Source organism: Sediminicola luteus (assembly GCF_002514735.1).
Classification (GTDB): Bacteria; Bacteroidota; Bacteroidia; order Flavobacteriales; family Flavobacteriaceae; genus HQA918.
In genome coordinates this window covers 193005-218845 of sequence record NZ_NBWU01000001.1, presented here as the reverse complement: position 1 = coordinate 218845, position 25841 = coordinate 193005, and the positions used below count along the sequence as shown (strand labels likewise).

General features: G+C 44.8%; 20 protein-coding genes and 1 tRNA gene. 12 read left to right on the top strand and 9 right to left on the bottom strand.

Annotated elements, in window-relative coordinates; all coding sequences use genetic code 11:
* Positions 1 to 291: 291 nt before the first annotated feature.
* On the bottom strand, positions 292 to 570 hold the full coding sequence (locus B7P33_RS07770) for a GIY-YIG nuclease family protein (protein ID WP_097441414.1): 279 nt from the start codon (positions 568 to 570) through the stop codon (positions 292 to 294).
* A gap of 312 nt (positions 571 to 882) precedes the next feature.
* Positions 883 to 955 (bottom strand) — tRNA-Phe (locus B7P33_RS07765).
* Positions 956 to 1053: 98 nt separating this feature from the next.
* On the opposite strand from B7P33_RS07765, the gene B7P33_RS07760 reads away from it, so the two are divergent.
* The 7 genes from B7P33_RS07760 to B7P33_RS07730 all read left to right on the top strand — a co-directional run bounded on the left by B7P33_RS07760 (position 1054) and on the right by B7P33_RS07730 (position 9459).
* Positions 1054 to 1776 (top strand): type III pantothenate kinase, encoded by a 723-nt coding sequence (locus B7P33_RS07760; RefSeq protein ID WP_097441413.1) that lies wholly within the window; start codon positions 1054 to 1056, stop codon positions 1774 to 1776.
* A 6-nt stretch (positions 1777 to 1782) separates the two neighbouring features.
* Positions 1783 to 3054 carry a hypothetical protein gene (locus B7P33_RS07755; RefSeq protein ID WP_097441412.1) on the top strand — a complete coding sequence of 424 codons (1272 nt, stop codon included), beginning with the start codon at positions 1783 to 1785 and terminating at the stop codon, positions 3052 to 3054.
* A gap of 38 nt (positions 3055 to 3092) precedes the next feature.
* A complete protein-coding gene (locus tag B7P33_RS07750) occupies positions 3093 to 4457 on the top strand; it encodes a tetratricopeptide repeat protein (RefSeq protein ID WP_097441411.1) in 1365 nt (454 codons plus the stop codon).
* 28 nt (positions 4458 to 4485) lie between these two features.
* Positions 4486 to 5055 carry an LPS export ABC transporter periplasmic protein LptC gene (lptC, locus tag B7P33_RS07745; RefSeq protein WP_245871714.1) on the top strand — a complete coding sequence of 190 codons (570 nt, stop codon included), beginning with the start codon at positions 4486 to 4488 and terminating at the stop codon, positions 5053 to 5055.
* Positions 5048 to 5251: a hypothetical protein gene (locus tag B7P33_RS07740; protein WP_097441409.1), complete on the top strand. Its 204-nt coding sequence runs from the start codon at positions 5048 to 5050 to the stop codon at positions 5249 to 5251. Before lptC ends, B7P33_RS07740 begins: the two co-directional genes overlap by 8 nt.
* A 4-nt stretch (positions 5252 to 5255) precedes the next feature.
* Positions 5256 to 6542 (top strand): hemolysin family protein, encoded by a 1287-nt coding sequence (locus B7P33_RS07735; protein WP_097441408.1) that lies wholly within the window; start codon positions 5256 to 5258, stop codon positions 6540 to 6542.
* A 778-nt stretch (positions 6543 to 7320) separates the two neighbouring features.
* A complete protein-coding gene (locus tag B7P33_RS07730; protein WP_097441407.1) occupies positions 7321 to 9459 on the top strand; it encodes a peptidylprolyl isomerase in 2139 nt (712 codons plus the stop codon).
* Between the two features lie 88 nt (positions 9460 to 9547).
* Here the strand turns inward: B7P33_RS07730 and B7P33_RS07725 are convergent, their stop codons facing one another.
* Both B7P33_RS07725 and B7P33_RS07720 read right to left on the bottom strand, forming a co-directional pair.
* Positions 9548 to 10453 carry a GYDIA family GHMP kinase gene (locus B7P33_RS07725; protein WP_097441406.1) on the bottom strand — a complete coding sequence of 302 codons (906 nt, stop codon included), beginning with the start codon at positions 10451 to 10453 and terminating at the stop codon, positions 9548 to 9550.
* Positions 10453 to 11766, bottom strand: coding sequence for a hydroxymethylglutaryl-CoA reductase, degradative (locus B7P33_RS07720; protein WP_245871769.1), 1314 nt, complete (start codon positions 11764 to 11766; stop codon positions 10453 to 10455). The genes B7P33_RS07725 and B7P33_RS07720 overlap by 1 nt, the downstream gene beginning before the upstream one ends.
* A gap of 520 nt (positions 11767 to 12286) precedes the next feature.
* On the opposite strand from B7P33_RS07720, the gene B7P33_RS07715 reads away from it, so the two are divergent.
* The 3 genes from B7P33_RS07715 to B7P33_RS07705 are packed head-to-tail and all read left to right on the top strand — an operon-like array spanning position 12287 to position 17593.
* Positions 12287 to 14449, top strand: coding sequence for a S9 family peptidase (locus B7P33_RS07715; RefSeq protein WP_097441404.1), 2163 nt, complete (start codon positions 12287 to 12289; stop codon positions 14447 to 14449).
* Positions 14450 to 14464: 15 nt separating this feature from the next.
* Positions 14465 to 15994, top strand: a complete 1530-nt coding sequence (locus B7P33_RS07710; RefSeq protein WP_097441403.1) for a peptide MFS transporter — start codon at positions 14465 to 14467, stop codon at positions 15992 to 15994.
* 15 nt (positions 15995 to 16009) lie between these two features.
* A complete protein-coding gene (locus B7P33_RS07705; RefSeq protein ID WP_097441402.1) occupies positions 16010 to 17593 on the top strand; it encodes a peptide MFS transporter in 1584 nt (527 codons plus the stop codon).
* A gap of 15 nt (positions 17594 to 17608) precedes the next feature.
* Here B7P33_RS07705 and B7P33_RS07700 read toward each other — a convergent pair whose 3' ends face one another.
* From B7P33_RS07700 to surE, 5 genes are all read right to left on the bottom strand, one after another.
* Positions 17609 to 19618: a ComEC/Rec2 family competence protein gene (locus tag B7P33_RS07700; RefSeq protein WP_097441401.1), complete on the bottom strand. Its 2010-nt coding sequence runs from the start codon at positions 19616 to 19618 to the stop codon at positions 17609 to 17611.
* 211 nt (positions 19619 to 19829) lie between these two features.
* Positions 19830 to 20369 (bottom strand): C40 family peptidase, encoded by a 540-nt coding sequence (locus tag B7P33_RS07695; RefSeq protein ID WP_097441400.1) that lies wholly within the window; start codon positions 20367 to 20369, stop codon positions 19830 to 19832.
* A 117-nt stretch (positions 20370 to 20486) separates the two neighbouring features.
* Complete coding sequence (gene lpxB / locus B7P33_RS07690) at positions 20487 to 21602, bottom strand: lipid-A-disaccharide synthase (RefSeq protein WP_097441399.1); 1116 nt, start codon at positions 21600 to 21602, stop codon at positions 20487 to 20489.
* Position 21603: 1 nt separating this feature from the next.
* The gene (locus tag B7P33_RS07685; protein ID WP_097441398.1) at positions 21604 to 21888 is read right to left on the bottom strand and encodes a hypothetical protein; all 285 of its coding nucleotides are present in this window, start codon (positions 21886 to 21888) and stop codon (positions 21604 to 21606) included.
* Complete coding sequence (gene surE / locus B7P33_RS07680) at positions 21885 to 22643, bottom strand: 5'/3'-nucleotidase SurE (RefSeq protein WP_097441397.1); 759 nt, start codon at positions 22641 to 22643, stop codon at positions 21885 to 21887. The genes B7P33_RS07685 and surE overlap by 4 nt, the downstream gene beginning before the upstream one ends.
* 248 nt (positions 22644 to 22891) lie before the next feature.
* Between surE and B7P33_RS07675 the strand changes: the two genes are divergently transcribed.
* Both B7P33_RS07675 and B7P33_RS07670 read left to right on the top strand, forming a co-directional pair.
* Entirely contained in the window at positions 22892 to 25018 is a 2127-nt protein-coding gene (locus B7P33_RS07675; RefSeq protein ID WP_097442272.1) for a carboxy terminal-processing peptidase, read from the top strand.
* Positions 25019 to 25448: 430 nt separating this feature from the next.
* On the top strand, positions 25449 to 25841 hold the full coding sequence (locus B7P33_RS07670) for a group III truncated hemoglobin (protein WP_097442271.1): 393 nt from the start codon (positions 25449 to 25451) through the stop codon (positions 25839 to 25841).

Here is a 25841-nt window from a genome sequence, read left to right as displayed (position 1 = left end):
CAGGCGGAAAGATAGAGAAATGCTAGAAAAGCCGCCTATCGGGTATGGGTGCTATTTCGAACAAATAGAGGTAATATTGTGTAAAAACCTAGCTAATTGGGAGGTAAAATAGCAGGTAGTCGGGTAAAACGGTAACCCGAGGGGTAGGGTTGTGTGGGGAATTGAGGTCTAGGAAAGCAAATCCAATAGTACGGTCTATAGGCGACCTGCTACTAAACACATCAATTGTGCTTAGTATAGGATAAGTGGTACCTCCAGCCCCGACACTTCGGGGGAACCAGGGGAACCAAATTATCTTTTAGAAAGAATATCGTCGAGAATCACAGGGTTTTCGATGATTTTTTGAATAAACGTTTTGCTTTTCATTCGTTTTATGAAACTTTCTATGAATTGGGCGTCACGTCGTGTTGGGAATTCTTTGGTGAGAACAATATGCCAGTCAACTGCTATTTTTGTGTATGCGCCTTTAAAATGATGCGAGTTGTGAAGTGTTGTCCTTACTCCAGGATTTGGTGAAATCCCAGTATAGTATTTGTTTGTAGATGGGCTAAAGAGAATGTATAGGTACATGGTTTCACAACGGATAAGGTTGTGGTTTCTAATTTGTGGTACCTCCGGCCCCGACACTTCGGGGGAGCCGGGGACAATTTACCGCATAAAAAAACCACAACGGTTAAAGGTTGTGGTTTCTAGTTTGTGGTACCTCCGGCCCCGACACTTCGGGGGAACCAGGGATAATTTTACCGCATAAAAAAACCACAACGGCTAAAGGTTGTGGTTTCTAGTTTGTGGTACCTCCAGCCCCGACACTTCGGGGGAGCCAGGGACAATTTACCGTATAAAAAAAAACCACAACGGTTAAAGGTTGTGGTTTCTAGTTTGTGGTACCTCCAGGAATCGAACCAGGGACACACGGATTTTCAGTCCGTTGCTCTACCAACTGAGCTAAGGTACCGTACCAGCTCGTAAAAGCGGTTGCAAATATAATTCCATTTTTACGATATCCCAAGTATTTTTTTGAAAAAATGGCGTCCTTTTTCCCATCTTTGTGATATGAAGCTGATTATAGACGTAGGGAATACCCGAATTAAGTGGGCCATTTACCAAAATAACGACCAAATCACCAAGCATATCGTGGCGCGGGATTCGGTGCTATTGGCTTTAGAGGGGCTTTTTGAAACCTATCCCAATATCCAAGCGGCCATGCTGTGTTGTGTGGGGCAAATGCCAGAAGGTTTGGAAACGGCCTTGCGGAATCGGGTGGCGTTAACCGTGTTTGGGATCGATACACCTATACCGATTCAATTAGATTATAAAACCCCAAGCACCCTTGGGGTAGATCGGTTGGCCGTGGCTGTGGGTGCCTACTTTTATAACCCATCGGGTAATACCTTGGTTATAGATGCCGGTAGTTGTGTGACTTACGACTTGTTAACCGAAGATGGGAAGTATTTAGGAGGTGCGATTTCGCCGGGTATACAAATGCGCTATAAGGCTATGCATAATCAAACCGCTGGTCTGCCCTTGTTGGCACCGAAATCGCCAAAAGACCTTGTCGGAAAAAATACCGAAGAAGCCATGCATAGTGGGGTTATTCATGGTTTGGCGTGCGAACTGGACGGGGTAGTCACACAATACCACCAGCGTTTTCAAAGTTTAACAGTTATTTTAACAGGCGGTGACGCCCATTTTTTGTCTAAAAGGTTAAAAAATACCATATTTGCCCACTCCGATTTTCTCCTCTGGGGGTTATATCGCTTACTAGAACACAACTAAGGGTAAATGATCAAAAAGATATTATTAGGCATATTCGGCCTGGCCTCATTGGTGTTGAACGCCCAAAATAGTTCCATATCCCCTTACTCGTTTTTCGGTCTTGGAGAAGTGCGAAATGCCAGTACGGTAGAAAATGCCATGATGGGAGGCATAGGAATGTATGCCGATAGTATACATATAAACCTCACCAATCCGGCCGCCTACGGTAAATTGCGCTTGGCTACTTATGCCGGTGGCGCATCGCATACCGAATATTGGTTGGAAGAGTATAATGCCGATTCTCAAAACACCTCCCTCACCACCTTGGATTATATCGCCATGGGCTTGCCTTTGGGTCGTGGTGTGGCTATTGGTTTTGGGTTACAGCCCGTTACTGGGGTTGGCTATAATTTGGCTACTGAAAGTGAGAGTCCGGCGGGTAACCGGGTAATCAATACCTTTACTGGAGACGGAAGCATAAACAAGCTGTACTTTTCCGTAGGGGCGCAAATTCATAAAGATGTTTCCATTGGTGCTACCGGTGGGTTCAATTTTGGTAGTTTGGAGTATAGAAGGGTCCAGGCCGAGGAAGATGTACAGTTCGGCACCTTGGACGAACGCAAATCAAGGGTGCGCGGCTTCGATTTTAATTTTGCTTTGAACTATAACCCGAGTTTGACCAAAAAGCTAAATCTATACAGTTCATTAAGAGCGCGCACACAGGCAAACCTGAATTCTGAAAATACCCGTACCATAGGGTCTTTTTCTACTTCTACCGGAAATGGGGTGGAGACCATAGATGTCGATTTAGGGGCCGGACGTAATACGGAGATTAAGGTGCCTACCATATTTACTATGGGTGTTGGTGTAGGTGAAGAAAAGCACTGGTTCGTTGGTGGGGAGTATAGTATTCAAGACTTGAACGATTTCTCTAACGACTTCTTAGGAATCGATAATGTAGGTTATACCGAAGGGAGTAAGTTGGCCGTAGGTGGGTTTTGGATTCCCGAATATAACTCCTTCAATAAATACTTTAAACGCGTAGTCTACCGGGCCGGTTTCCGTTACCATCAAACGGGAATGGTGGTCAATGGTCGGGACATTAACGATTTTGGCATAACTTTTGGACTTGGTCTGCCGATGCCTAGTGTAGGAAACAATTTTTCGAATATAAATATTGGTTTTGAACTAGGTAGAAAAGGAACCTCTACGGCCAATTTGGTCCAAGAGAATTATTTTAAAGTACGGATCGGTTTGTCATTAAATGACCGCTGGTTCCAAAAAACTAGAATAAATTAATATTTTCGTAGCATAATCATCTAAACTAATAGCGTACCATGAAAAAGAGTTTGATTTTATTGACGGTGGCCTTTCTTGGGACCTTGGGCCTTACGTCTGCCCAAGAGCAGGAGTGTAGGACCAACCTGTCTATATATGTAGAATATGTAAAGACCAAAAACTACGACGCGGCCTTTGAGCCTTGGAAGCAGGTCTACGATAACTGCCCAAAGATGAACTGGGCCAACTACGCCTATGGCGAAAGAATCTTAAAGCACAAGATTAAAAATTCTTCTGGGGCCGATAAGGATGGATATGTGCAGGATTTGATTGAGCTGTACAAAGGTGGTTTGGAGAACTTTCCGAATAAAACCAACTTGGCAAAAGCTACCATAAACGATATCCTTACCAAATATGACCATAAAATGGTAGACACTGGAGCCGTTTATGAGGGTCTTAAATATGCTTTTGATCAAGATTATATCAATTTTAAAAATCCCAAAGCCTTGTACTTAATGTTCTCTAGTTTGGTAGATGAGCATAAGGCCGGTAGAAAAGATTTGCAAGAGGTTTTTGATGTTTACGATCAAGTAACCACCAAGATCGAGGAAGAGAACAATAAGTTGACCGCAACCATTACAAAGTTGTTGCCTAAAGAAGAGGCGGGTACGTTGACCTCTAAAGAGAAAAGAACCTTAAAGGCTGCCACAGTTAATTCACAGTCTTTTGGTAAGATTTCAGGGAGTATCGATACCAAATTGGGTAATTTGGCCGATTGTGAGAATTTGATTCCGTTGTATACCAAAAACTTCGAAGCCAAAAAGAACGATGTGAAGTGGGTAAAAGGTGCCGTAGGCCGTATGTTCGCCAAAGAATGTACCGACGATCCGTTGTTTATTAAATTGTTCGAGGCCCAGTTGGCCTTAGATCCTTCTGCCGAAGCCTATATGTATGGGGGTTCCATCAAGCAAAAAGCAGGGGATTCCAAAGGGGCGTTGGCCGATTTTAACAAGGCTGTTGAATTGGAGAACGATCCTATCAAAAAATCGAATATCCTATACAAGATCGCTACGATTTATAGAAAAGGAAGTAAGTCTACCGCTAGAAGTTACGCCCAAAAGGCCATCAATGCCAACCCTTCTAACGGAAAGGCGTATTTGTTGATCGCCAGTTTGTATGCCGGCTCTGCCAACGCTTGTGGGTCAACACCGTTCGAAAAGCGTGCGATTTACTGGAAAGCTGCCGATATGGCCCGTAAGGCTGGTAGGGTAGATCCTTCTTTGAGCTCTAGGGCCAAGAAGTCAGCTGCTAGTTACAGTGCCAAGGCCCCGACCAAAGAGATGATCTTTAACTCGGGAATGGCCGGTAAATCCGTTACCTTTAAATGTTGGGTTGGCGGTAGCGTAAAAGTGCCTAGCTTATAGCATGTACCTAAAAAAAACATACATTTTTATGAGCATTGCCCTTGGTTGGGCAATGCTTTTTTTGTCTTGTTCCGATACCTATGAAAAGGTGGGGGCCGAGAAACCTCCTATGTTGTTTGCCAGTGGAATTGCTGAAGATTTTACGGTCACCTATTCCGAGACCCGCGATTTAAAAGGAGTCGATGCCGATACGGCGCGGGTATTGGTAGTTATGCGAAGTCCGGTGATGAAGGATTACGAAAACTTGGTGTTCAAGTATCGTGAGTTTCCTAACGGATTAGAGCTCGATTATTTCGACGAGGCAGGGAATAAGACGGTGATAACGGGAGATTATGGTATAGTCTATACCCAAACCGGGCTCACCGACTTACGTGGTAACGTTACCGTACATACCCACGATGGCAAGCTTATGGAAACCTCCCAGCTCTATTGGGATCGTAAGCGAAGTTGGGTGTTTACCCAAGAAAAATTCAAATATACCAACCCCGAAGACCGTACCGTAATGGATGGGGAAGGTATGGATGTGAAAACCGATTTCAAATTTTTCAACGCCCATAAAACGTTTGGGTTGTTGACTTTAAAGGAAAATGATGATTAAGATTTTAAAATATACCGAATACCTGTATTTGATCGTGGCCATTCTTTCGGCTTTTAAGATTTATGAGCTTTGGGGTACCGACCGTAACTATGCTTATATCTTTGTTTTCTTTATGGTGGTTTCCGTAGGTATGTTCTTCTTTAAACGGCGTTATCGCAAGCGCTTTGAGCAGCACAAGAAAAACCAAGGGGAATAGCTAGGTGGAAACAATAGTCGTTATCGTTCTTTCTTTAGTACTGTCCGCTTTCTTTTCGGGCATGGAAATTGCGTTCGTATCGGCTAATAAAATCCATATTGAGCTTGAAAAAAAGCAAGAGGGTTTTCTGGCTTATATTTTGCGCCGACTCACCCAAAAGCCCTCCAAGCTTATTGCGGCCATGCTTATTGGTAATAATATTGCCTTGGTGGTATATGGTTGGTTTATGGGACGTTTGTTGGTCAATTGGTCAACCGCCTTTTTGCCTGCGGATACGGTTTGGGTACAGTTGGCCCTTACCGATTTTAGGTTGCTTACCCATACCGTAATTTCTACCCTGATCATATTGTTAACGGCTGAATTTTTGCCCAAGGTGGTGTTTCAGGTGTATGCGAATACCTTGTTAAAGGCTTTGGCGCTTCCAGCCTATATTTTTTATGTGCTGTTTTCTCCCATATCGCAATTCGTGATCTGGGTGTCCGATATCATTCTTAAGGTATTTTTTAAAACTGAAGGAGATGAGTCCCAATTGGCCTTTAGTAAATTAGAGTTGGGCGATTATATTACGGAACAGATGGAAACCGTTGAAGAGGCCGACGATGTTGACTCGGAGATCCAAATGTTTCAAAACGCCTTGGATTTTACCAATGTGCGGGCCCGGGAGGTTATGGTGCCCCGAACCGAGATTATGGCAGTAGAAATGCATGAGACCCCAAAAAACCTGGCCAAACTGTTTACCGAAACCGGCTACTCTAAGATTTTGGTATTTAAAGAGACCATAGATAATATTATTGGCTATGTACACTCCTTCGAGTTGTTCAAAAAGCCGAAGACCATCCGAAGTATATTGTTGCCGGTTGAGTTCGTGCCCGAGACCATGGGCGTAAATGATATTTTAAACGTGCTTACCAAAAAACGTAAAAGTGTGGCCGTGGTTTTAGATGAGTATGGGGGTACTTCAGGAATACTTACCGTTGAAGATATCGTAGAAGAGCTTTTCGGTGAAATTGAAGACGAACACGATAGCATAGAGCTCTTGGAAGAACAATTGTCAGAGACCCAATACAAACTATCGGCTCGACATGAGGTAGATTACCTAAACGAACAATATAAGCTAGAGCTGCCCGAATCCGATGAATACGAAACCCTGGGCGGACTCATCGTGAGCCAGACCGGTGATATCCCTGAACAGGGCACGGAAATCCAGCTCGGACATTACCATTTAACCGTACTCGAAGTCTCCAATACCAAAATAGATACCGTTGTTTTGGAAATCGTAGGGGAAGAGTAAATCGAAGAGGGAAGTAAGTGGTCTTCAATTTAGCAATGTAGCGATTTGGTGATTTGAAGATTTGAAAATGGGGTTGATGGAGGTACGAAGGATTCGTGCCAATTCGTGTCAAACCAAACCCCCAGTGAAGGTTGAAAAAGCGAAATTCTCCGTGAAACTCCGCGTCTTCTCTGTGTAGCTCTGTGGAAACATGTCTTTTCCGGTCAGTTCATTACATATCAGGCTTTATGAGACAAAAATGTAGCCGTGTACGATGTGCCAATTTGAAGATTTGGTGATTTGAAAATTGGGTGGGTGCCAGGAAGGATAGAAAAAATTCGTGCCAATTCGTGAAATTCGTGTCAAACCATAATAAAGATGAAGGTAGAAAACACTTGATTCTCCGTGAAACCCTGAGTATTCTCTGTGAAGCTCTGTGAAACCAGATCTTTTCCGGTCAGTTCATTGCGAATCAGGCTTTATGAGTTAAAAATGTAGCCATGTACAATGTGATGATGTGACAATTTGAAGATTCGGCGATTTGAAAATTGGTTAGGGAGGAAGAAGGATTGGAAGATTTCGTGTCAATTCGTGAAATTCGTGTCAGATTAAGAAAAGAAATAATTCCGTAGCAGTAATTGAAAAATTGACCGACACGAAGGGTAAAAGACCGTGTAGGTGTGTTAAATGTTCCAATTTCTAGCTAAGGCGGCATATCCTATTGATTATTTGACTTTCCACCTTTTGACATATTACAAAGAAATCAGTATTTTCGCCCACTGATAAAACCAAGCATAGAATGGCTATTTTAGAGAATATAAGGAAAAGGACCACCGTTTTGATTTTGATTATTGGTTTGGCCCTTTTCGCTTTTGTGATTTCCGGAGTGTTCAGTAGTGACAATTTTTCCGGGGCGGGTAACGTAGGTTCGGCCGTTGCCGAGGTTAACGGAACCGAGATTAGTAGGGAATCATTTGCCCGTAAAATGGAGCAGGCTTCCCGTGCCTATGGTGCCAATATGAGCAGTACCCAGTTGGTGAATATGGTATGGAACCAAGAGTTGCAACGTACCATTTTGGGTCAGGAAGTAGAAGGCTTGGGTATCGATATCCAAAGTGACCAGATCGTAAACTATATTGCCCAAAATCCGGGATTCTCCCAGAACCCTGAGTATTTAGATGCCAATGGTGTGTTTAGCGAGGCCCGTTTTAAAGAGTCAATCGCCAGATTAAGGGAAGACGCCAAGTCGGATCCCAATGCCAATGCCCAGTATCAGTTCTGGTTGCAGCAAGAAAAGGCGATCATACAGAGTGCCCGTGAGCAAGTGTATTACAATATGATCAAGGCCGGTGTAGGTGCTACTTTGAAAGAAGGGGAACTAGATTACCATTTGGCCAACGATAAAGTAGATATCCAATATGTACGTGTACCTTATTCTTCTATTGCCGATAGTAGTATTACCGTAGATAAGCCGGAAATCGAGGCCTATATCACTAAACATGCTAGTGAGTTTGAGCAAGAAAATGCCAGGGATATACAATTGGTCTATTTTGAGGACAAACCTTCTTTGGAAGATGAAAACGCGGTTAAGGCTGCTATCAGTGCCTTGTTGGAAGATAAGGTAGAAGGTAACGAAAACATAGGCATCGATACCATACAAGGATTTAAGAACGTAGCCGATGTGGCCGCCTTTTTAGATACCCATTCCGACGAAAAATACGACACCATTTACAAGCAAAAGAACGCCTTGCCTTCGCAGTTTGCCGATACCTTAATGGCCTTGCCTACAGGTAAGACTTTTGGGCCTTATCGCGATGGCGATTTCTTTAAGGTAACCCGTATGATGGGCCGTAAAGCTAACGGCGCGGTTAAGGCCAGTCATATTTTGATTGCCTGGGAAGGTGCCGAAAGGGCCAATCCTAGTGTAACCCGTACCAAAGAAGAAGCTGAGGTAAAAGCCAAAGAAATGTTGGCCGAAGCCAAAAAGGCCGATGCGGTATTCGCCACCTTGGCCCGTGATAATTCCGATGGACCGTCTGCCCCAAGAGGTGGAGACCTTGGGTATTTCCAAGAAGGTATGATGACCGATGTATTCAACGATTTCGCTTTTCAGAATCCGGTAGATCATGTAGGTATGGTAGAAACTGAATTCGGATACCATATCGTACATATCGACGATAAACAGGATATCGTACAGGTAGCTACCCTAAGCCGTGAAATAGAGGCTTCAGAGGAAACCAACAATAAACTCTTTACCGATGCCACTACTTTTGAAATGTCGGCCGTTGAGGGTAAAGGGTCTTTCCTCGATTTGGCCAAGGAAAGCAGTTATACCGTGCTTCCGGTAAATAAATTAAAGGAAATGGACGAGAACCTACCCGGATTGGGGTCGCAAAGGGGTATCGTGTCTTGGGCCTTTAATGAAGAAACCAGTGTAGGCGATATTAAAAAGTTCAATGTAAACAATGGTTACGCCATTGCCCAGGTAACCCGACGTTACAATAAAGGAACCATGTCTGCAGAAGATGCTTCGACCCGTGTTTTGCCAAGAATCCGTAAGGAGAAAAAAGCGGCCCAGATCATTGCGGCCAATAAAGGCAAATCTTTCGAAGATTTTGCTTCTTCCAATAATGTGTCGGTAGCCAATGCTACTGCAGTTACCGTAAAATCGCCAACCATTCCGGGTGCTGGGCGCGAGCCTTTGGTAATCGGAACCGCCCATGCTTTGGCCGATGGTGCAACCTCTAGTTTGATAGAAGGTGAGACCGGGGTATTCTTGGTTAAAGTGACCAAAAAGGAGGTTGCTCCGGCTTTAGATAACTATAGCACCTATGCCAATACCTTGCAGACCAGTGCTGCCAATGGTGTAAACGGACGTGTGTTCCAAGCACTAAAGAAAGCTGCCGATATCGAAGACAAAAGGGTGATGTTCTATTAAGAACCGAGTTGCCTAAAAAATAGAAACGCCTCCGATTCGGGGGCGTTTTTTTGTTGTTACCATGCTTGCTTAGCTATTGTTGGTAGTATCAAAGTATCATTTCTGGGTATGGGATAACCGTAGTATAACCTTTGCCGGGGAAGTAGCTTGTTGCTTCTTGGCGGGTCGCCAAAACAAAATCCCCGCCCCAGGCGCCCAAACTTTTTATCTGACCCGGATAATCGGGAAAGAGCCGCTCTTTTACTGGGGGTATTCCGAGAACTTCGGCAAGCAAATCTTCGTGGCTAGCTAGCGCTTTTTCAAAGCTATCGAGGCTTGTGGCTTGTGTTAGGTCATCCGTCAGTTCGTTTACGCTAGCCAATTGGTCGCTGGTAATGCCTTTTTTACGGTATTGGGTTATGGCTTCGCGACTGTTCTGTTTTTGGTTTAGGTGAACGAAGAATAATTCGTTTGTAAAATCAGGGTTGAATGGGGCAGAGGTTACGATAGGGGTAGGCCACTTTTTGGTATAGAAAATAGGGCCTTGGGCTTGGCTGCAGGCTAGATCGTAACCCGAGCCGCCAAAAGCTTCCCAAAGGAGTTTGTAGGGGTCGGTTTGCGACCATTGGGCCAAGGTACTGATCAGCGTAGACGAAGAGCCCAAGCCCCAATCGCGTGGAAATTCTAGATGTGTAGCCACTTCTTTGCCCAACACAACTTCCAGAAACTCGTGACGTTGGTCTATACAATGGTTTAAAAGCTGTAGTAAGGTAGTGCTGGTATCCAAATCTTGGGCCTGATCTATGGCCAAATGGGTGCCATCCCTTTTAAAACGGCCCTGGTACCAAAGGGTATCTTGGTGGTCGTAAGCCTGCCAGAGCAAAGTATTACCGTCTATGGAGCTTACCTCCATACACTGCCCCAATTTGGTGGGCAGGGCCAATGCTTTGGCACCCTCCAATACGGCGTATTCGGCCGTTAACAGCAGTTTGCCGTGGGCATAATACCGTTCCATTATTCCCGTAGGGCTTTTAGGGCGTTGACCACGGCACTATGGCTTACCGTTTTATCTTGGAATTGACTACTGATGGCTTCTTTTTCCGAGCTGCTCGCATCGAATTGGTTCAGAATGTTGAACAGGTGCATTTTCATATGCCCTTGTTGTATGCCGGTGGTTACCAAAGCACGCAAAGCGGCAAAATTTTGGGCCAGTCCAGACACGGCCACGATACCCATCAGCGCTTTGGCTGTGGGTTGCTGTAGGATCTCCAAGGCCAGCTTTACCATAGGGTGTAATTTTGTGAGCCCGCCTACGGTGCCCAAAGCCAGCGGTATCTCGATCCAAAAGTGGAAGACACCATCTTCTATTTTGGCATGGGTTAGACTGGTATAACGACCGGTTTTGGCGGCATAGGCATGTACCCCGGCCTCTACAGCCCTAAAATCGTTTCCGGTGGCCAGTATTACGGCATCTATACCGTTCATAATACCTTTGTTGTGTGTCACGGCCCGGTAAGGTTCTATTTCGGCGATACGTACGGCCTGTACGAATTTTTCGGCAAAGGCCTGACCGTTGATGGTCCCCTCGGTGAGCTCGTCTACCGGACAGCTGACACTGGCCCTAACCCGGCATTGGGGTACGTAATTGGATAAGATGCTCATAACCACCTCGATTTGTTGTTCTGCTTCGGTAAATCCATCGAAATGTTGGGCCCCTGCCTTAAAGGTTTTGGCAAACTGCTCTAGGCAAGAGTTTATAAAATTCGCCCCCATGGCATCTAGGGTCTCGAAGGTGGCATGCAGTTGATAATAGTTTTCGAGCTCCCCACTCTTGTCTACCAAAACGATATCGGTAATACCGCCACCACGTTTTTCCATACTTTGGGTAAGGTCGGCACAATCGCTGAGCAATTGGGGTTTGATATGGTCAAAATAGGCTTGTAACGCAGCTGTGCTACCCTTGTACATAAAATGCACTTGGCCAATTTTTTCGGTACCCAGTATCTCGGTGGTAAATCCGCCACGGTCGCCCCAGAATTTGGCTGCCTTACTGGCTGCAGCCACCACCGAACTCTCTTCAATGGCCATGGGAATGGCGTAGAGCTGGTCGTCGATCAAAAAGTTGGGTGCGATACCGAGTGGTAGGTAATAGTTGGTCAGGGTATTTTCAATGAATTCGTCATGCAGTTGTTGCAAACGCGCATCGTTGTTCCAATAGGTTTTTAACAAGGCTTTGGCTGCCTCGGGATCTTGGGTGTAGCGTTCGGCGATCCAATCTATTTTGGCTTCTTTGTCCAGTTTGGAAAAACCTTGTATGGGGCTAGACATAGTGTTCTGTTTTCGGGGCATAAAGATACGGTTTGCCAGCCTAATGTCGGTCTCTTGAGCATCAAAGTAGGGTTCAATGGAGCGGTTTGCTCCATTCTAGCTTGTAGAATGGTAGATAGGGGTGTGGTATTTTAGGGCATCCCCTTGGGGGATAATAGGGGGGTAAGCTGCGATTAGTTCTTGTGCTATGGCGCGCTGCTGTTGAGTATGCCCGCGTTAGGGATAGGAGCAAACTACCGTGTAGTGCGTATAGCCCGACCCGACCTGAGGAGGGAAACGCCCTAGTGATTCATAGCATGCCTACCAAGCTTCTTACAATCTTGAATGGGGTTTTGGGGTATGGTTTCCACTAGATTATCGGAATAGCAATATTTAGCGTTAAAAGTTTAATTTTTAATTAAATTATGATTAAAATTGGGGGTTTTTAATCAACTTGATAGTCTGGGAGCCTTGACGAAATACTTCGACAAGGTAAATTATATGCTAATTGGTTATCCCGGAAACACTTAAATCACACTACATGAAAAAGATAAGTTCCCTGTTGCTGTTAATGATAGGGATGATCAGTTTGGCCACCGCCCAAAAGAAGACGATTACGTTGGAGGAGATTTGGGGGTGGGAGTTCTATACCCAAGGTTTGGATGCGTTGAGCTCTATGGAAGACGGCAAACACTATACGGTGTTGAACAAAGACCGGAAAACCGGTACCGTTTCTTTGGATAAATACGATTATGTAAGCCAGGAAAAGGTGGGTACCATTGTTTCTAGCGCCGAATTGGACGGACTCCGATTTTCTAGCTACGAGTTTAACAAGGGGGAGACCCAATTGCTTTTGGCCACCGAGATCGAACGTATTTTTAGACACTCGCGACTAGGGGTGTATTATGTATACGATATCGCCTCTAAAAAACTGACCAAGATCGCCGATGCCAAGATCCAATCGCCGGCCTTATCGCCCAACGGAAGGCAAGTGGCCTATATGAAGGACAATAACATCCATATTTTCGATGTGGCCGCAGGTACTACCAAAGCCATTACCCAAGACGGGGAAAAAGGCAAGATCATAAACGGTATTACCGATTGGGTGTACGAAGAGGAATTTGCCTTTGTACGGGCTTTTGCCTGGAATGCCAATGGTAGTAAGATCGCTTTCCTACGTTTCGATGAAACCGAGGTGCCTCATTTTTCCATGGATATGTATGGCTCTGAATTGTATCCGCAACAATATGCCTTTAAATACCCCAAGGCTGGGGAGAACAATGCCGTGGTAAGTCTGCATATGCACGATGTGGCCCAAGGCACCAATACCGAGGTAGATTTGGGCAAGCCATATTATATTCCCCGTATCAAATGGATGAACCATGCCGATTATTTGAGTGTACAGACCTTGAACAGGCATCAGAACGAGCTGAAACTGTTAAGCGTGAATGCCAAGGACAATTCGGTAAAAACTTTATTGACCGAAACCGATAAGGCCTATGTAGATATTACCGATGACCTTACCTTTTTGGCCGACGACAGTTTTATCTGGACCAGCGAGCGCGATGGGTTTAACCATATCTATCTTTACAACGAAGGCGGGAAGCTTATGAACCAAGTGACCCAAGGCCCATGGGAGGTAACCCATTACTATGGCTACGACCAGAAGAACGACCGTATTTTTTACCAATCTACCGAGAACGGTTCCATTAATCGCGATGTGTACAGTGTGCGCTCTTCGGGCAAAAGTAAAAAACGCCTGACCCTGGGCACGGGTAAGAACGGTGCCGATTTTAGTGCCGATTATACTTACTTTATCAATACCTTTTCCAATGCCCAGACCCCGAACGTATATAGCTTGCAAAGGGCCAAGGACGGGAAAGTGTTGAAAGAGATTAAGAACAACCAGTGGTTGTTGGAAAAACTGGCCCAATACGAGACGGTACCCAAAGAATTTTCGACCCTGAAGGTAAACGGAAACGATTTGAATATGTGGATGATCAAACCGGCCGATTTCGATCCTTCGAAAAAATATCCGTTGCTTATGTTCCAATACAGTGGTCCGGGATCCCAGCAGGTTTCCAACAGCTGGTTGGGCCTGAACGATTACTGGTACCAAATGCTGGCTTCCGAAGGCTATATTGTTGCCTGCGTAGATGGTAGGGGAACCGGTTTTAAGGGGCGCGATTTTAAGAAGGCTACCTATTTGAACTTGGTTAAATATGAGACCGAAGATCAGATTGAGGCGGCGCGGCAATTGAGCGCCTTGGAGTATATAGACGAAAACCGAACCGGAATCTGGGGATGGAGTTTTGGCGGCCATATGGCTACCAACTGTCTGCTTAAAGGAGCCGATGTTTTTGAAATGGCCATCGCTGTGGCCCCGGTAACCAGCTGGCGTTTTTACGACACCATCTATACCGAGCGTTTTATGCGTACCCCGGCTGAGAACCCGTCGGGTTACGACGATAACTCGCCTTTTAACTACCCCGAATTGTTAAAAGGAAAGTATTTATTGGTGCATGGATCGGGCGACGACAATGTACACGTACAGAACAGTATGCGTATGATCGAGGCCCTGGTACAGGCCAACAAGCCTTTCGAGTGGGCCATTTACCCCGATAAAAACCACGGTATCTATGGCGGCAATACCCGTTTGCACCTATATACCAAAATGACCGATTTTATTCGTAAAAACCTATAAACCACCCATACAACCATGACTGAAGTAAAAACTACCGACCAACAAGAAATGTTCGGGCATCCCAAGGGCCTGTTTTATTTATTCTTTGCAGAACTCTGGGAGCGCTTTAGCTTCTACGGTATGCGGGCCCTCTTGACCCTGTATATGGTCAATGTGGTGTTCGAAGCCTTGGCGACCCGTGATTTTGCGGCAGCGGCGGTTTACGCTTCCTATGGTTCTTTGGTCTATGCCTCTACGGTAATCGGTGGGCGGATCTCCGATAAGATCTTGGGTATGCGCCAGTCTATTTTCTTGGGCGGTGTTCTTATGGCCTTGGGGCATTTTGTATTGGCTATTGAACACAATGCCACTTTCTTTTTAGCTTTGGCCTTGATCGTGGTAGGAAATGGCTTTTTTAAACCCAATATTTCCACTTTCGTGGGTACCTTGTATGAAGATGGGGATAAAAGGAAAGATCAAGGGTTCAGTATTTTTTATCTAGGAATCAACCTGGGCGGGTTTGTCGCCCCATTGCTATGTGCATGGTTGGGAGAAGAATACGGATGGCATTACGGTTTCGGTTTGGCAGGAATAGGTATGTTGACCGGATTGATTGTTTTTTGGAGTGGTTTAAAGAAAAACGTGTTCGGCGATAAGGGGCTGCCCCCGAATCCGGAAGCCTTTGAGAAAAAGATCATGGGGATTCCGCAAAAAACCTTGGTGCCCATTTTAGCCTTCCTATCGGCACCGGTTATTGCCTATATGCTATCAGCCTATAAACCATTGGGTGCCCCAGGTACCTTCTTTGAAAGTCAGAATATAGTAAATGTCGTATTTACCCTGATCGGGATAGCCATCTTGATTTATATGGTGGTGATATTGATCAATTGTAAACCAGATGAGCGTAAGAAACTGATCGTGGCCCTCTTGATAACCTTTTTTATGACTATTTTCTGGGGTTTCCATGAGCTTTCGGGTAGTGTGATAACCTTATTCGCCGAACGTAATGTGAACCTTTCGTTGATTAATGCAGGTCAGACCAATGCCCTGAATTCTATGTGGATTATCGTTTTGGCGATACCGATTTCCATTATGTGGGAGAAATTGAACAAAAAAGGCAAAAACCCAAGAACACCCTATAAGTTTGGTTTGGGCTTGATTTTTGCTGGACTTAGTTTTTACATTCTATCTTTAAGTGGAGCCAGTGCAGATGAAAACGGTATGGTGCCTTTCTGGTATTTATTGGCCATGTATTTTGTAATCTCTGTTGGGGAATTGTTTATGTCGCCCGTAGGTTTATCCAAGATTACCGATTTATCACCAAAAAGGATCGTGGCTTTTATGATGGGGGTGTGGTTCTTGTCTTCGGCCTATGCGTTCCAGATTGTAGGATTTATTTCGAAACAGTTGGCCGTAGAGAGTACCGATAGCAATGTGGGTGGTCTGGATACCCTTCATGTCTATATAGATGGCTTCAGTCTAATAGCCAAATATTCTTTGGGCGCGGGTCTTATCGTTTTGGTGTTCTCACCACTTATGAAGCGTCTTATGGGTAACGTACATTAACGAAACTAAACATATATGGAAACCAATTCGGCAATACGTCAAAAGCAACTTTTCGGGCATCCGGTAGGCTTGTACATTTTGTTCCTCACCGAGATGTGGGAGCGTTTTTCGTTCTATGGCATGAAAGCCTTACTCATCTTCTATTTGGTGAAATATCACCTCTTTTCCGATGATAACGGCAACCTTTTGGTGGGAAGTTATGCCGCCTTGGTATACGCCATGCCCGTGTTGGGAGGCTATTTGGCCGATAGGTTTTTGGGCTTTAGAAAAGCCGTGATTTTTGGGGGAATCCTTTTGGTTTTAGGACATATCGGTATGGCCTTTGAGGGGGAAGCAGCCTCCGAAATGGCCGATGGAACTATTGTTCGTGACGATGGTGCCCTTCAGATATTTTACCTGTCCTTGGCCTTTATCATTATGGGGGTAGGTTTTCTTAAGGCCAATATTTCCTCCATCGTTGGAGAGCTTTATGAAAAAGGCGATAAACGCCGCGACTCTGGTTTTACCATTTTCTATATGGGGATCAATTTAGGTTCGGCCCTAGGGACCATTCTTTGTGGTTGGCTAGGCGAAACCTACGGCTGGGGTTATGGTTTTGGTATTGCCGGTATCGGAATGTTATTTGGTTTGGTGACCTTTATTTATGGGAAAAAATACTTTTTCGGTCGGGGAGAGGCCAAAGATCCCGCCTTGTTAAAGCGTAAAAGTCCCATGGGCTTGAACAATGAGCTTACCATATATGTACTCTCTGTTTTGGGCTGTTTTGTGGTTTGGCAAATGGTACAGAGCCATTCGGTGGTTGAATGGTTGCTAATGATATCGGGTGCCGTATCCTTGGTTTACATTATATATTATGCCTTTGCCAAGAGCGATAAGATCCAAAGACACCGCCTATTCTCATTGACCATATTAATTTTATTCTCGGTTATTTTCTGGGCGCTGTTCGAACAGGCCTATACCTCAATGAATTTGTTCGCCGATCGGGTGTTGGATAGGGGTACTTCGATGTTCGGTGAAATCCAGGCCAGTGCCTTTTTAAGTTTGAATGCCATATTCATCATCTTGTTCGCACCGGTTTTTGCCTGGTTGTGGATCCGTTTGGATAAGTTGAAAATGAATCCAAACGCGGCGGTAAAGTTCGCCATCGGAATCATCTTCGCAGGTGTCGGTTTTTGGATGCTCGTAATCGGGGCCAATGGCTCTGGGGATGGCAAGGTGGCCATGATTTGGTTGGTTTTGGCCTATATGTTCCATACCTGGGGGGAATTGTGTCTTTCTCCGGTGGGGCTTTCTTATGTTACCAAGTTATCGCCCGGAAAAATTGTTGGATTTATGATGGGGGTTTGGTTTTTGGCCACAGCCGGTTCTGAATATATCGCGGCATTGTTGGCCAATTTGGCCTCCTTGGATACCTCAGGAGGGAATGTAACCGATTTGGCCGCGGCCAAGGAAAGTTATACCGGACTCTTTGAAACGCTCTTCCATACCGGACTTATTTTCGGTGTCATATTGTTGGTATTGTCTCCTTTAGTTAAGAAGATGATGCACGGGGTAGATACAGATACTTCGGAAGAGGCTATTGTAGACGAAAAACATTAGACGGCCACGATACGGTCAGTTTTCAATTCGAAAAACCCCTTTCTCGTTGGTATGGTGGAAAGGGGTTTTTCTTTGTTTACAAGTAGCTTTCCAACGTCGTACATAACCTGGGTAATTACTGCCATCGGCAACTACTTGTATGGGGTTGAGGCTGTCCAATACCTTTTCGAGATGCACCCGGGGCGAATCGCTTAACCAAAGAATTAGAGGTTGCGCAGAAGCTTGGGGTACTATGGCCGCTCGGTCTAATCGCAACAGCTGAATGTCGTCTTGTTGATAAAGGTTTTCCAGGGGTTTATGGGTTAAGGAAACACCTTGTTGGGCCACCAGCAGATCTGGTACACCATAGGGCGGAAGGGAATCAGGGCTGTACAAGGTATAATGTAGTCCCGATCTACTGATCAATTGTGGTTTTTTAAATTGATGCCAAATATAACTTTCCCTTTGCTGGGAATCGAGGTACAGCGAAATCACCGCATAACTTTGCCAACAAAGCACGGCCAAAAGGAATCGTCGGTAGTGTTTTGGCCGTTTAAAATACAGCAACGGAATTAGGAGTAGTATACAGCAATAGCCCAATACTAATTTGGGGCCGTCAAAATGGATATCGGTAAACAAGAAGGCCTCTTGTTGGGCCACCCAAAAAACCACTTGGTTCATACCGTAAATAAGGTAGTGGTACATTATGGCCAAGGCTTGGGGTAGTATCTGAAAGGCACTCAATACAAGCACCACAAACCCTAAGCCCAGTACCAGTCCCATGGCCGGCACGATGATCAGATTGCTGACAAAGAACAGCCCCGGGAATTGATGAAAGTAAAATAGACTTAATGGCAGCACCCCCAATTGGGCGGCAAACCCGATGACCAAAAGTTGCCATCCTTTGTCGACCAAAATATACTTGGGTTTCCATAAGGCCAATAAGGGCTTGTAAAAGGTGGCAATGGCCAAAACGGCGGCATAGCTTAGTTGAAAACCTAGTTCAAAAAGCATGCGTGGCCATAGTAACAAGGTGAAAAATGCTGAAAGGGCCACAATATTATACGTATTGGTAATGCGACCACTGTAAAAGGCATAGGTAAGAAAACTGAACATCAGGGTGGCCCTAAGGATTGAAGGTGAGAGTCCGGCCAAAAAGGCATAGCCCCAAATAAACACAAGAGAGCTTCCCATAATCCAATAGCGTCCCTTGGGTAAGAGTTCCAAGGGGCGTAATAGCCAATGCAGTAACCAGAGTACGACACCAATATGTAAGCCGGAAACCGCCAAAAGGTGTACGGCCCCGGCCTTTTGGTATTCGGAATAGGTATCGGGTGATAAGTCTTTTCGTTCACCTAACAACAAGGCTTTTATGACCCCTAGCTCTGTATTTCCGATAGGTTGTTGTTCTAGATTTTTCATCAATCGCTGGCGAAATCGGGACAGTTTACCGCTAAAGCTGGGGTTGTGGGTTGGCAGTACCCTAAAGTGGCTTTTAGCGGGTTTGAGTTGAAAGTACACATCGCGTTGGGCCATGAACTTTTTATAGTCGAAACTATAAGGGAATAGTGATGGGGCAATGGAATCGGCTCGGCCTATGACCTCAATTTCCTGGTCGATTTCCAAGGCACTACCGGCAGGTAGTTTCAACAAAAGGGTGCCTTGAGTATTTTGGTCATCCCTTTGAATAACCTGTGACAAATACGAGCTGGAATAGGCAGAATTTTTTAAAACCGACCGTATCTGCAGCTTCCAATAGGTGTCTGAGTTAGTTAGCGCATTGCCAAAAAAAGCAGGGGCATTCAACTCGGTCTGTAGGACCAGGCTAAGCATACCCAAGGCAATCCCACTAACTATAAAAAGGGGGAGGAATATCCTGGAATTCCGTTGCTTTTTCGATAGGCCATAGGCAATACCCAAACCTGATATAGCGATGATAGTGAGGGTCAAGTTGAAAGCAAATCGGGGTTGATACATATACCCGATTAAAATGCCCAAAATCAAAAGGCCGCACAACCAAACCGAGATCCAACGTTTTTGTGGCATAACATATATTCACCAATGTTGATAAAGGAGGGCTGTGGGCTGTATGTTATAAATATAGGATATTTCTGTCTTTTTGAGTAGCTGTATCAATTTCATATTGAAGTAGCTAGTTTGAAAACCCGAAGTTTTCCGCCGAGCTAAATCAATGATTTTTGTCTAAGGAAGAATGCGATTAAGGTGAGGTCTGAAATCGTGTCAGTCGACGATTTGGCTATAGTACCTTTTTCGCCTTTACGAAAGCCCGGCTCCAATAGCCTTCGCGAATGGAGGAAACGATTACCCCTCTAGAACTGGTCGAATGTATAAAACGGATATCCTTGCCACGAACCGAGACCACCAGGCCTACATGGTTAATCCGGGAGCCTTGGGTCGCGAAAAACAACAAATCACCTTTTTCTACCTTGTTCAATCCGATTTTTCGGCCTTCTTGGGCCATGTCACGCGACACCCGCGGCAGTTGTTCCCCATTTTCCTGAAAGGCCACATAAACCAAACCTGAGCAATCCATTCCCTTTTTCGTAGTACCCCCGTAACGGTACCGGGTACCGGAATAGGCTAAGGCCGAATCTACTATCAAATCGGCTTCGGTCCGGTTCAGGTCTTTTGATGTAGATGATTCCGGATGCCCTGCGGTATCTACACCATCACCGGCCACATGCACTTTTCGGGGTTTGGCATAGGTGGTTTTCTTTTTGGCAAAGCAACCGACAAGAAGTAAGGAAAGACAAAGCAACCAAAACCGTTTAGTCATAAATACGAGATGCTAGGTTGCTATCAAAGTTAGTCTTGTTTAGAATATGAACAAAGAAAACATAGAATAGACTACCAATGGCCTTAAATGGTTCGCCTCCAAAATAGGCTAGGTCAATCAACCTTTACTATTTCGAATAATGCCTTCGGCCGCTTGCTCACTGGCACCGGCACCACCCAATTTTTGTTCCAATTCGTAATAGGCTTCAAAAATAGCTTCCCGCTTGGGTCCGTTTAAAATGGCTTCCAGTTCGGAATGTAATCGGGCCGTATTCAAGTCTTTTTGTATCAGTTCGGTAACCACTTCGCGATCCATGATCAAATTCACCAAGGAGATAAACCTTAGGGTAATGATGCGTTTCGCGATTTCATAAGACAACCAATGGGCACGGTAACAGACCACTTGGGGTACTTTGAACAAAGCGGTTTCCAATGTGGCGGTACCACTGGTAACCAAGGCGGCATAGGAGAGCGACAAAAGCGGATAGGTTTGGTTTTTTACAAAATGTACGCCTTCGGTTGTAAAGCTGTTATAGAATTCGGTATCCAAACTGGGTGCCCCGGCGATAACGAACTGGTAGTCCTTGAATCGGGGGACAACCGAGAGCATACGATCCAGCATTTTGCGTACCTCTTGTTTGCGGCTGCCGGGCAACAGGGCAATAATGGGTTTTTCGGGATGCAGACTATTTTCTTTTCGAAAAGTGGCATCGTCTACAGCCTGGGCCTGTCCGATAGCATCAATCAGGGGGTGCCCCACGAACTGTACGGGGTACTGATGCTTGTTTTCGTAGAAATCCTTTTCAAAGGGAAGGATCACGTACATAAAATCGACATCGCGTTTTATTTTTTCGATGCGGCCTTCCCTAGAGGCCCATATCTGTGGAGAGATATAATAATGGGTGGTAAAACCGGCTTCTTTTGCCCAAGCCGCGATACGCAGATTAAATCCGGAATTATCGATTAGGATCAAGGCGTCTGGAGCAAATTCGGCAATATCCGCTTTACAGGCCTTTATAAATCCTAGGATTTTCCTTAGGTTGCCCAAAATCTCCAAAAAGCCCATAAAGGCCCGTTCTTTATAATGGGTAACCAAAGTACCGCCGGCCGCTTGCATTAAATCTCCTCCCCAGCAGCGAATATCGGCTTCAGGGTCCTTGTTTTTTAGGGCCTTGATCAAATTGGAACCGTGCAGGTCTCCCGAAGCTTCACCAGCGATGAGATAATACTTCATTTTAAAAAAGTTTGAAATACAATATGGCCAAGGCGCTGATCAAGGTGGCGATCATAACCCCGCGGGCCCGGTAATCGCGACGAATCTTTAAAAACCCGAAAAATGCCACTAAGTTCAATATGGCGCCCAAGGCCAAGATAGACCCCAAATGGTCTTGTTCGCGGGCGGCCTGTAGGGTTTCAATAATGGGCATATCGGAAAAGATCAAAATATAGGCTAGTGTACCCAAGGTGTTGGCGATAAGACCTACGGCCAATCCTATGAAAATTTCTTTTTTTCTGTTCATTTTAGGTTCCAAGAGTTTAGTTGGTGCATGGCATGATGGGCGGTAAGATCGAATTGGGTAGGCACCACTGAGATATAGCCTTCGGATAAGGCATGTTCATCGGTATCGGTACCTTGGTCCAATAGTTCAAAAGTGCCGGTAAGCCAGTAATAATCTTTTCCTTGCGGACTTTGGCGCTTGTCGAATTTTTCGCGCCAGTTGGCACGGGCCTGTCGGCAAACCCGTATTCCCTTAGGAATAGCTCCGTTGTCGGTCTTGGGAATGTTCACGTTCAAGACCACCCCAGGAGGTATGCCATGGGCCAGGGCTTCTTCAACGATTTGTTTAACAAAAGGTTCCGAAGGTCCAAAATCGGCTTCCCAACCATAATCGCATAGCGAAAAACCAATGGCCGGAATCCCTTCGATACCCGCTTCAATGGCGGCACTCATGGTACCAGAATAGATGACATTTATAGAGGCATTGGATCCGTGGTTGATTCCGCTTACACAAATATCCGGTTTACGTCCCAATAATTCCTGCAGCCCCAGTTTTACACAATCGGCCGGGGTACCGCTACAGCTATACTCACCGTCAGCTACCTTTTTACTGTAAAGAGTGTTATCTATGGTTATGGCATGTCCCATTCCCGATTGGGGGCTGTCCGGGGCTACGACTACCACCTCGCCGATTTCTTTCATTAATCGGATTAGGGTGCGAATTCCGGGAGCCGTTATACCATCGTCATTGGTAACTAAAATCAAGGGTTTGTCCATGTAGCATACTTTCTGAAACAAAAATACGTTTTTCAATAAGAGCCTTGAGCATCCGAAGGCGTATTTCCGTGGGTAGCCCATGGTAAGTTATTGTTTGTATTAACACAAATTTATACAGACATGGGGCTTCCGTGGCACGGTTTTTTCTGTATCTTAGGCAGCCTAAGCCTTCCGGGGAACCAAAGGAAGGGTTGTTTTACAACCAAATGCGGATGGATATGGGTAGGAATAACCTAAAAAGATTGTTAATGAGACAAAAATTGACCAGTTTACTACTGATGACCCTGATTGCGGTTTCTTCTTGTAGTTTCACGAATAAATCCTTTGAGACTTCCGACGAGGATAAATTACTCCTAGATCTTATCACCTACGTGCTCGAAAAAGGGCATTACAACCCAACCGATATCAACGACGATTTTTCGGTTAAGGTCTTTGAAGGCTTTATAGGTATTTTAGATCCTACCAAGCGTTTTTTCTTGGAATCGGATATAGCGGAGTTTGAAAAGTACAAGTTCCAGATCGATGACCAGATCCGTAATACGGAGGTTGATTTCTTTAATGTAGTCCACCAGCGACTGATCAAACGGATCGCACAGACCGAGGAAATCCATAATAAAGTACTCGCGAAACCATTTGATTATACCAAAAACGAAAGCATTTTCGTCGATTATGAGGAGAAGTCTTTTCCTGAAGATGAAAAGGCCTTGGCCGAACGCTGGCGGGTACAATTGAAATATTATAACCTTCCTACCTACGATAGTGAATTGGAAGACGAGGAAAAAGCCCGTGAAAAAGATAGCGAGCATACCCCTTTAAGCAAGCAGGAAATTGAGGTTAAGGCCCGAAAGGTGACCCAAGAAACCATGAAGGATTTTTACGATTGGATGAATGCCTTGGAGCGTAAAGATTATTTTGTGCAATACCTCAATACCATCGTAGATGTGTTTGATCCGCATACCTTTTACTTCGCTCCGGAAGAGAAAAAGAAATTCGATACCGATATGAGTGGTAAGTACCGTGGTATTGGTGCCCGTTTGTCGCGTACTAGGGGTAAGGTGAAGATAGTAGAGGTTATTTCCGGCGGACCGGTATGGCGTGATAAACTATTGGAAGTCGGCGACGAGATCCTAAAAGTTGGTCAGGCTGGTGAATTACCCGTAGATATCACCGGTATGCAGTTAGACGATTCTATAAAATTGATCAAAGGTCCTGAAGGTACCGTGGTAGAACTGACCGTGCGTCGTGTAGACGGTACCGTTGAGGTGGTCTCCATTACCCGCGATATCGTAAAACTGGAAGAAGCCTATGCCAAATCGGTGAGTATAGAGAAAGAACATGAAAAGTTCGGACTGATCCATTTACCCAAGTTCTATGTCGATTTTGAAGATTACAATAAGCTTAATGCCGCAAAAGATGTCGCTAAAGAAGTAGAGCGTCTTAAAAAATCGGGTATGGAAGGTTTGGTACTCGATTTGCGTGACAATGGAGGTGGATCCTTAAAGACCGTGGTAGAAATGGCGGGTCTTTTTATTAAGGATGGCCCTATTGTTCAAGTACAGTCTTCGGGCGAGCGTAAGGAAGTGTATGAAGATAAGGATGAGCGTATTCAGTGGGATGGCCCATTGGTGATATTGGTAAACGAATTGAGTGCTTCGGCCTCCGAGATTTTGGCCGCGGCCATGCAAGATTACAAACGTGGTATTGTCATCGGCAGTAAGCAGACCTTTGGAAAGGGAACCGTTCAAAACGTAATACCGTTGAACAATATCGTACGTAGCAACGAACATGGCGATTTGGGCGCGATTAAAATAACCACCCAAAAGTTCTATAGGATCAACGGTGGCTCTACCCAACTAGAAGGGGTAAAGAGCGATGTTGTGGTTCCGGACCGTTATAGTTATATCGAAATCGGGGAAAGGGACCAGGACAATCCGTTACCTTGGGATAAAATCAGTCCGGCCGAGTACCAGCCATGGGATGGTTATATAGATTTTGATAAGATTATAGCCGATAGTGAAAAACGTATGGCGGCCAATAGCCAGATTAAATTGATCGATGAGCATGCCCAATGGTTAAAAGGCCAGCAAGATACCAAAGAGGTTTCGCTACAGTATAGTACCTATATAGCCGAAAAAGAGGCCGATGCCGAAAAAATTGAGCACTTTAAAAGTATGTCGGATTACGATAACAAATTAACCTTTGAGTCATTGGCATACGAAAAAGAGCTATTTAACCAAGATGCTTTGTTACGTGAGAAACGCGATCGTTGGCATCAAGAATTGGTCAAAGATGTCTATGTAGAGGAGGCCATTAATGTACTACAAGACCTTAAAGTGAACTCTTTAAAGAAAGGCAAACTGGCCATTAAAGATTGATATAAAACAGCAAAATATTTAGTAAAAAGGCTCGGGTTGACCGGGCCTTTTTTTGTAGGGTAATTTATGTGGCAAAGGTAGTTAGGCCCCTGGAGTGCAGTTGGTCGGTTTTAACGAAAACGTTTTCGTAATTTGAAAGTGAATCCGTATATTTCGGCATGCCAACACAACCAAAGAAACGCAATCCCTTAGCCATTGGCTTATACAGCACTTTGATTATCTCCAGTACGTTATTGGTTTACCATTTAATTCAATGGTTGTTTTAATGTCCCGATAACGATTACAGAACATTCAAAAGTCAGGGTAATTTTTACATCCTTGAAATGGTTAGTTTACTAGGAGTAGAATGTACCCTGATTTTTTGTGTACTAACCCTGCCTTCATGATCTTTGTATCACCCCAGCTTTTCACTACTAAAAAAAGAAATCCGATGGACGATATTAAGAATAGGGAAGATGTATTTGTTTTGGTAGACACTTTTTATGCCCGCATTCGCCAAGATGAATTGTTGGGTCCAATTTTCAATAAACATATATCAGACTGGCCTGCCCATTTGGAGCAACTTACCGATTTTTGGGAAACCAATTTGTTTATGGTCTCCAAATTTAAGGGGTTTCCCATGCGGAAACACTTTGAAGTAGATCGGGCCGAGGATTATAGCATTACCGAATACCATTTCGGCATTTGGCTAAATCATTGGTTCCAAACCTTGGATGGTCTATACAAGGGTGAACGGGCCGATTTGGCCAAAAACCGTGCCCGACAAATGGGTAGTCATTTTTATTTGAATATGTTCAAGGCCAAGCCGAAAAAGGAGGCCTAG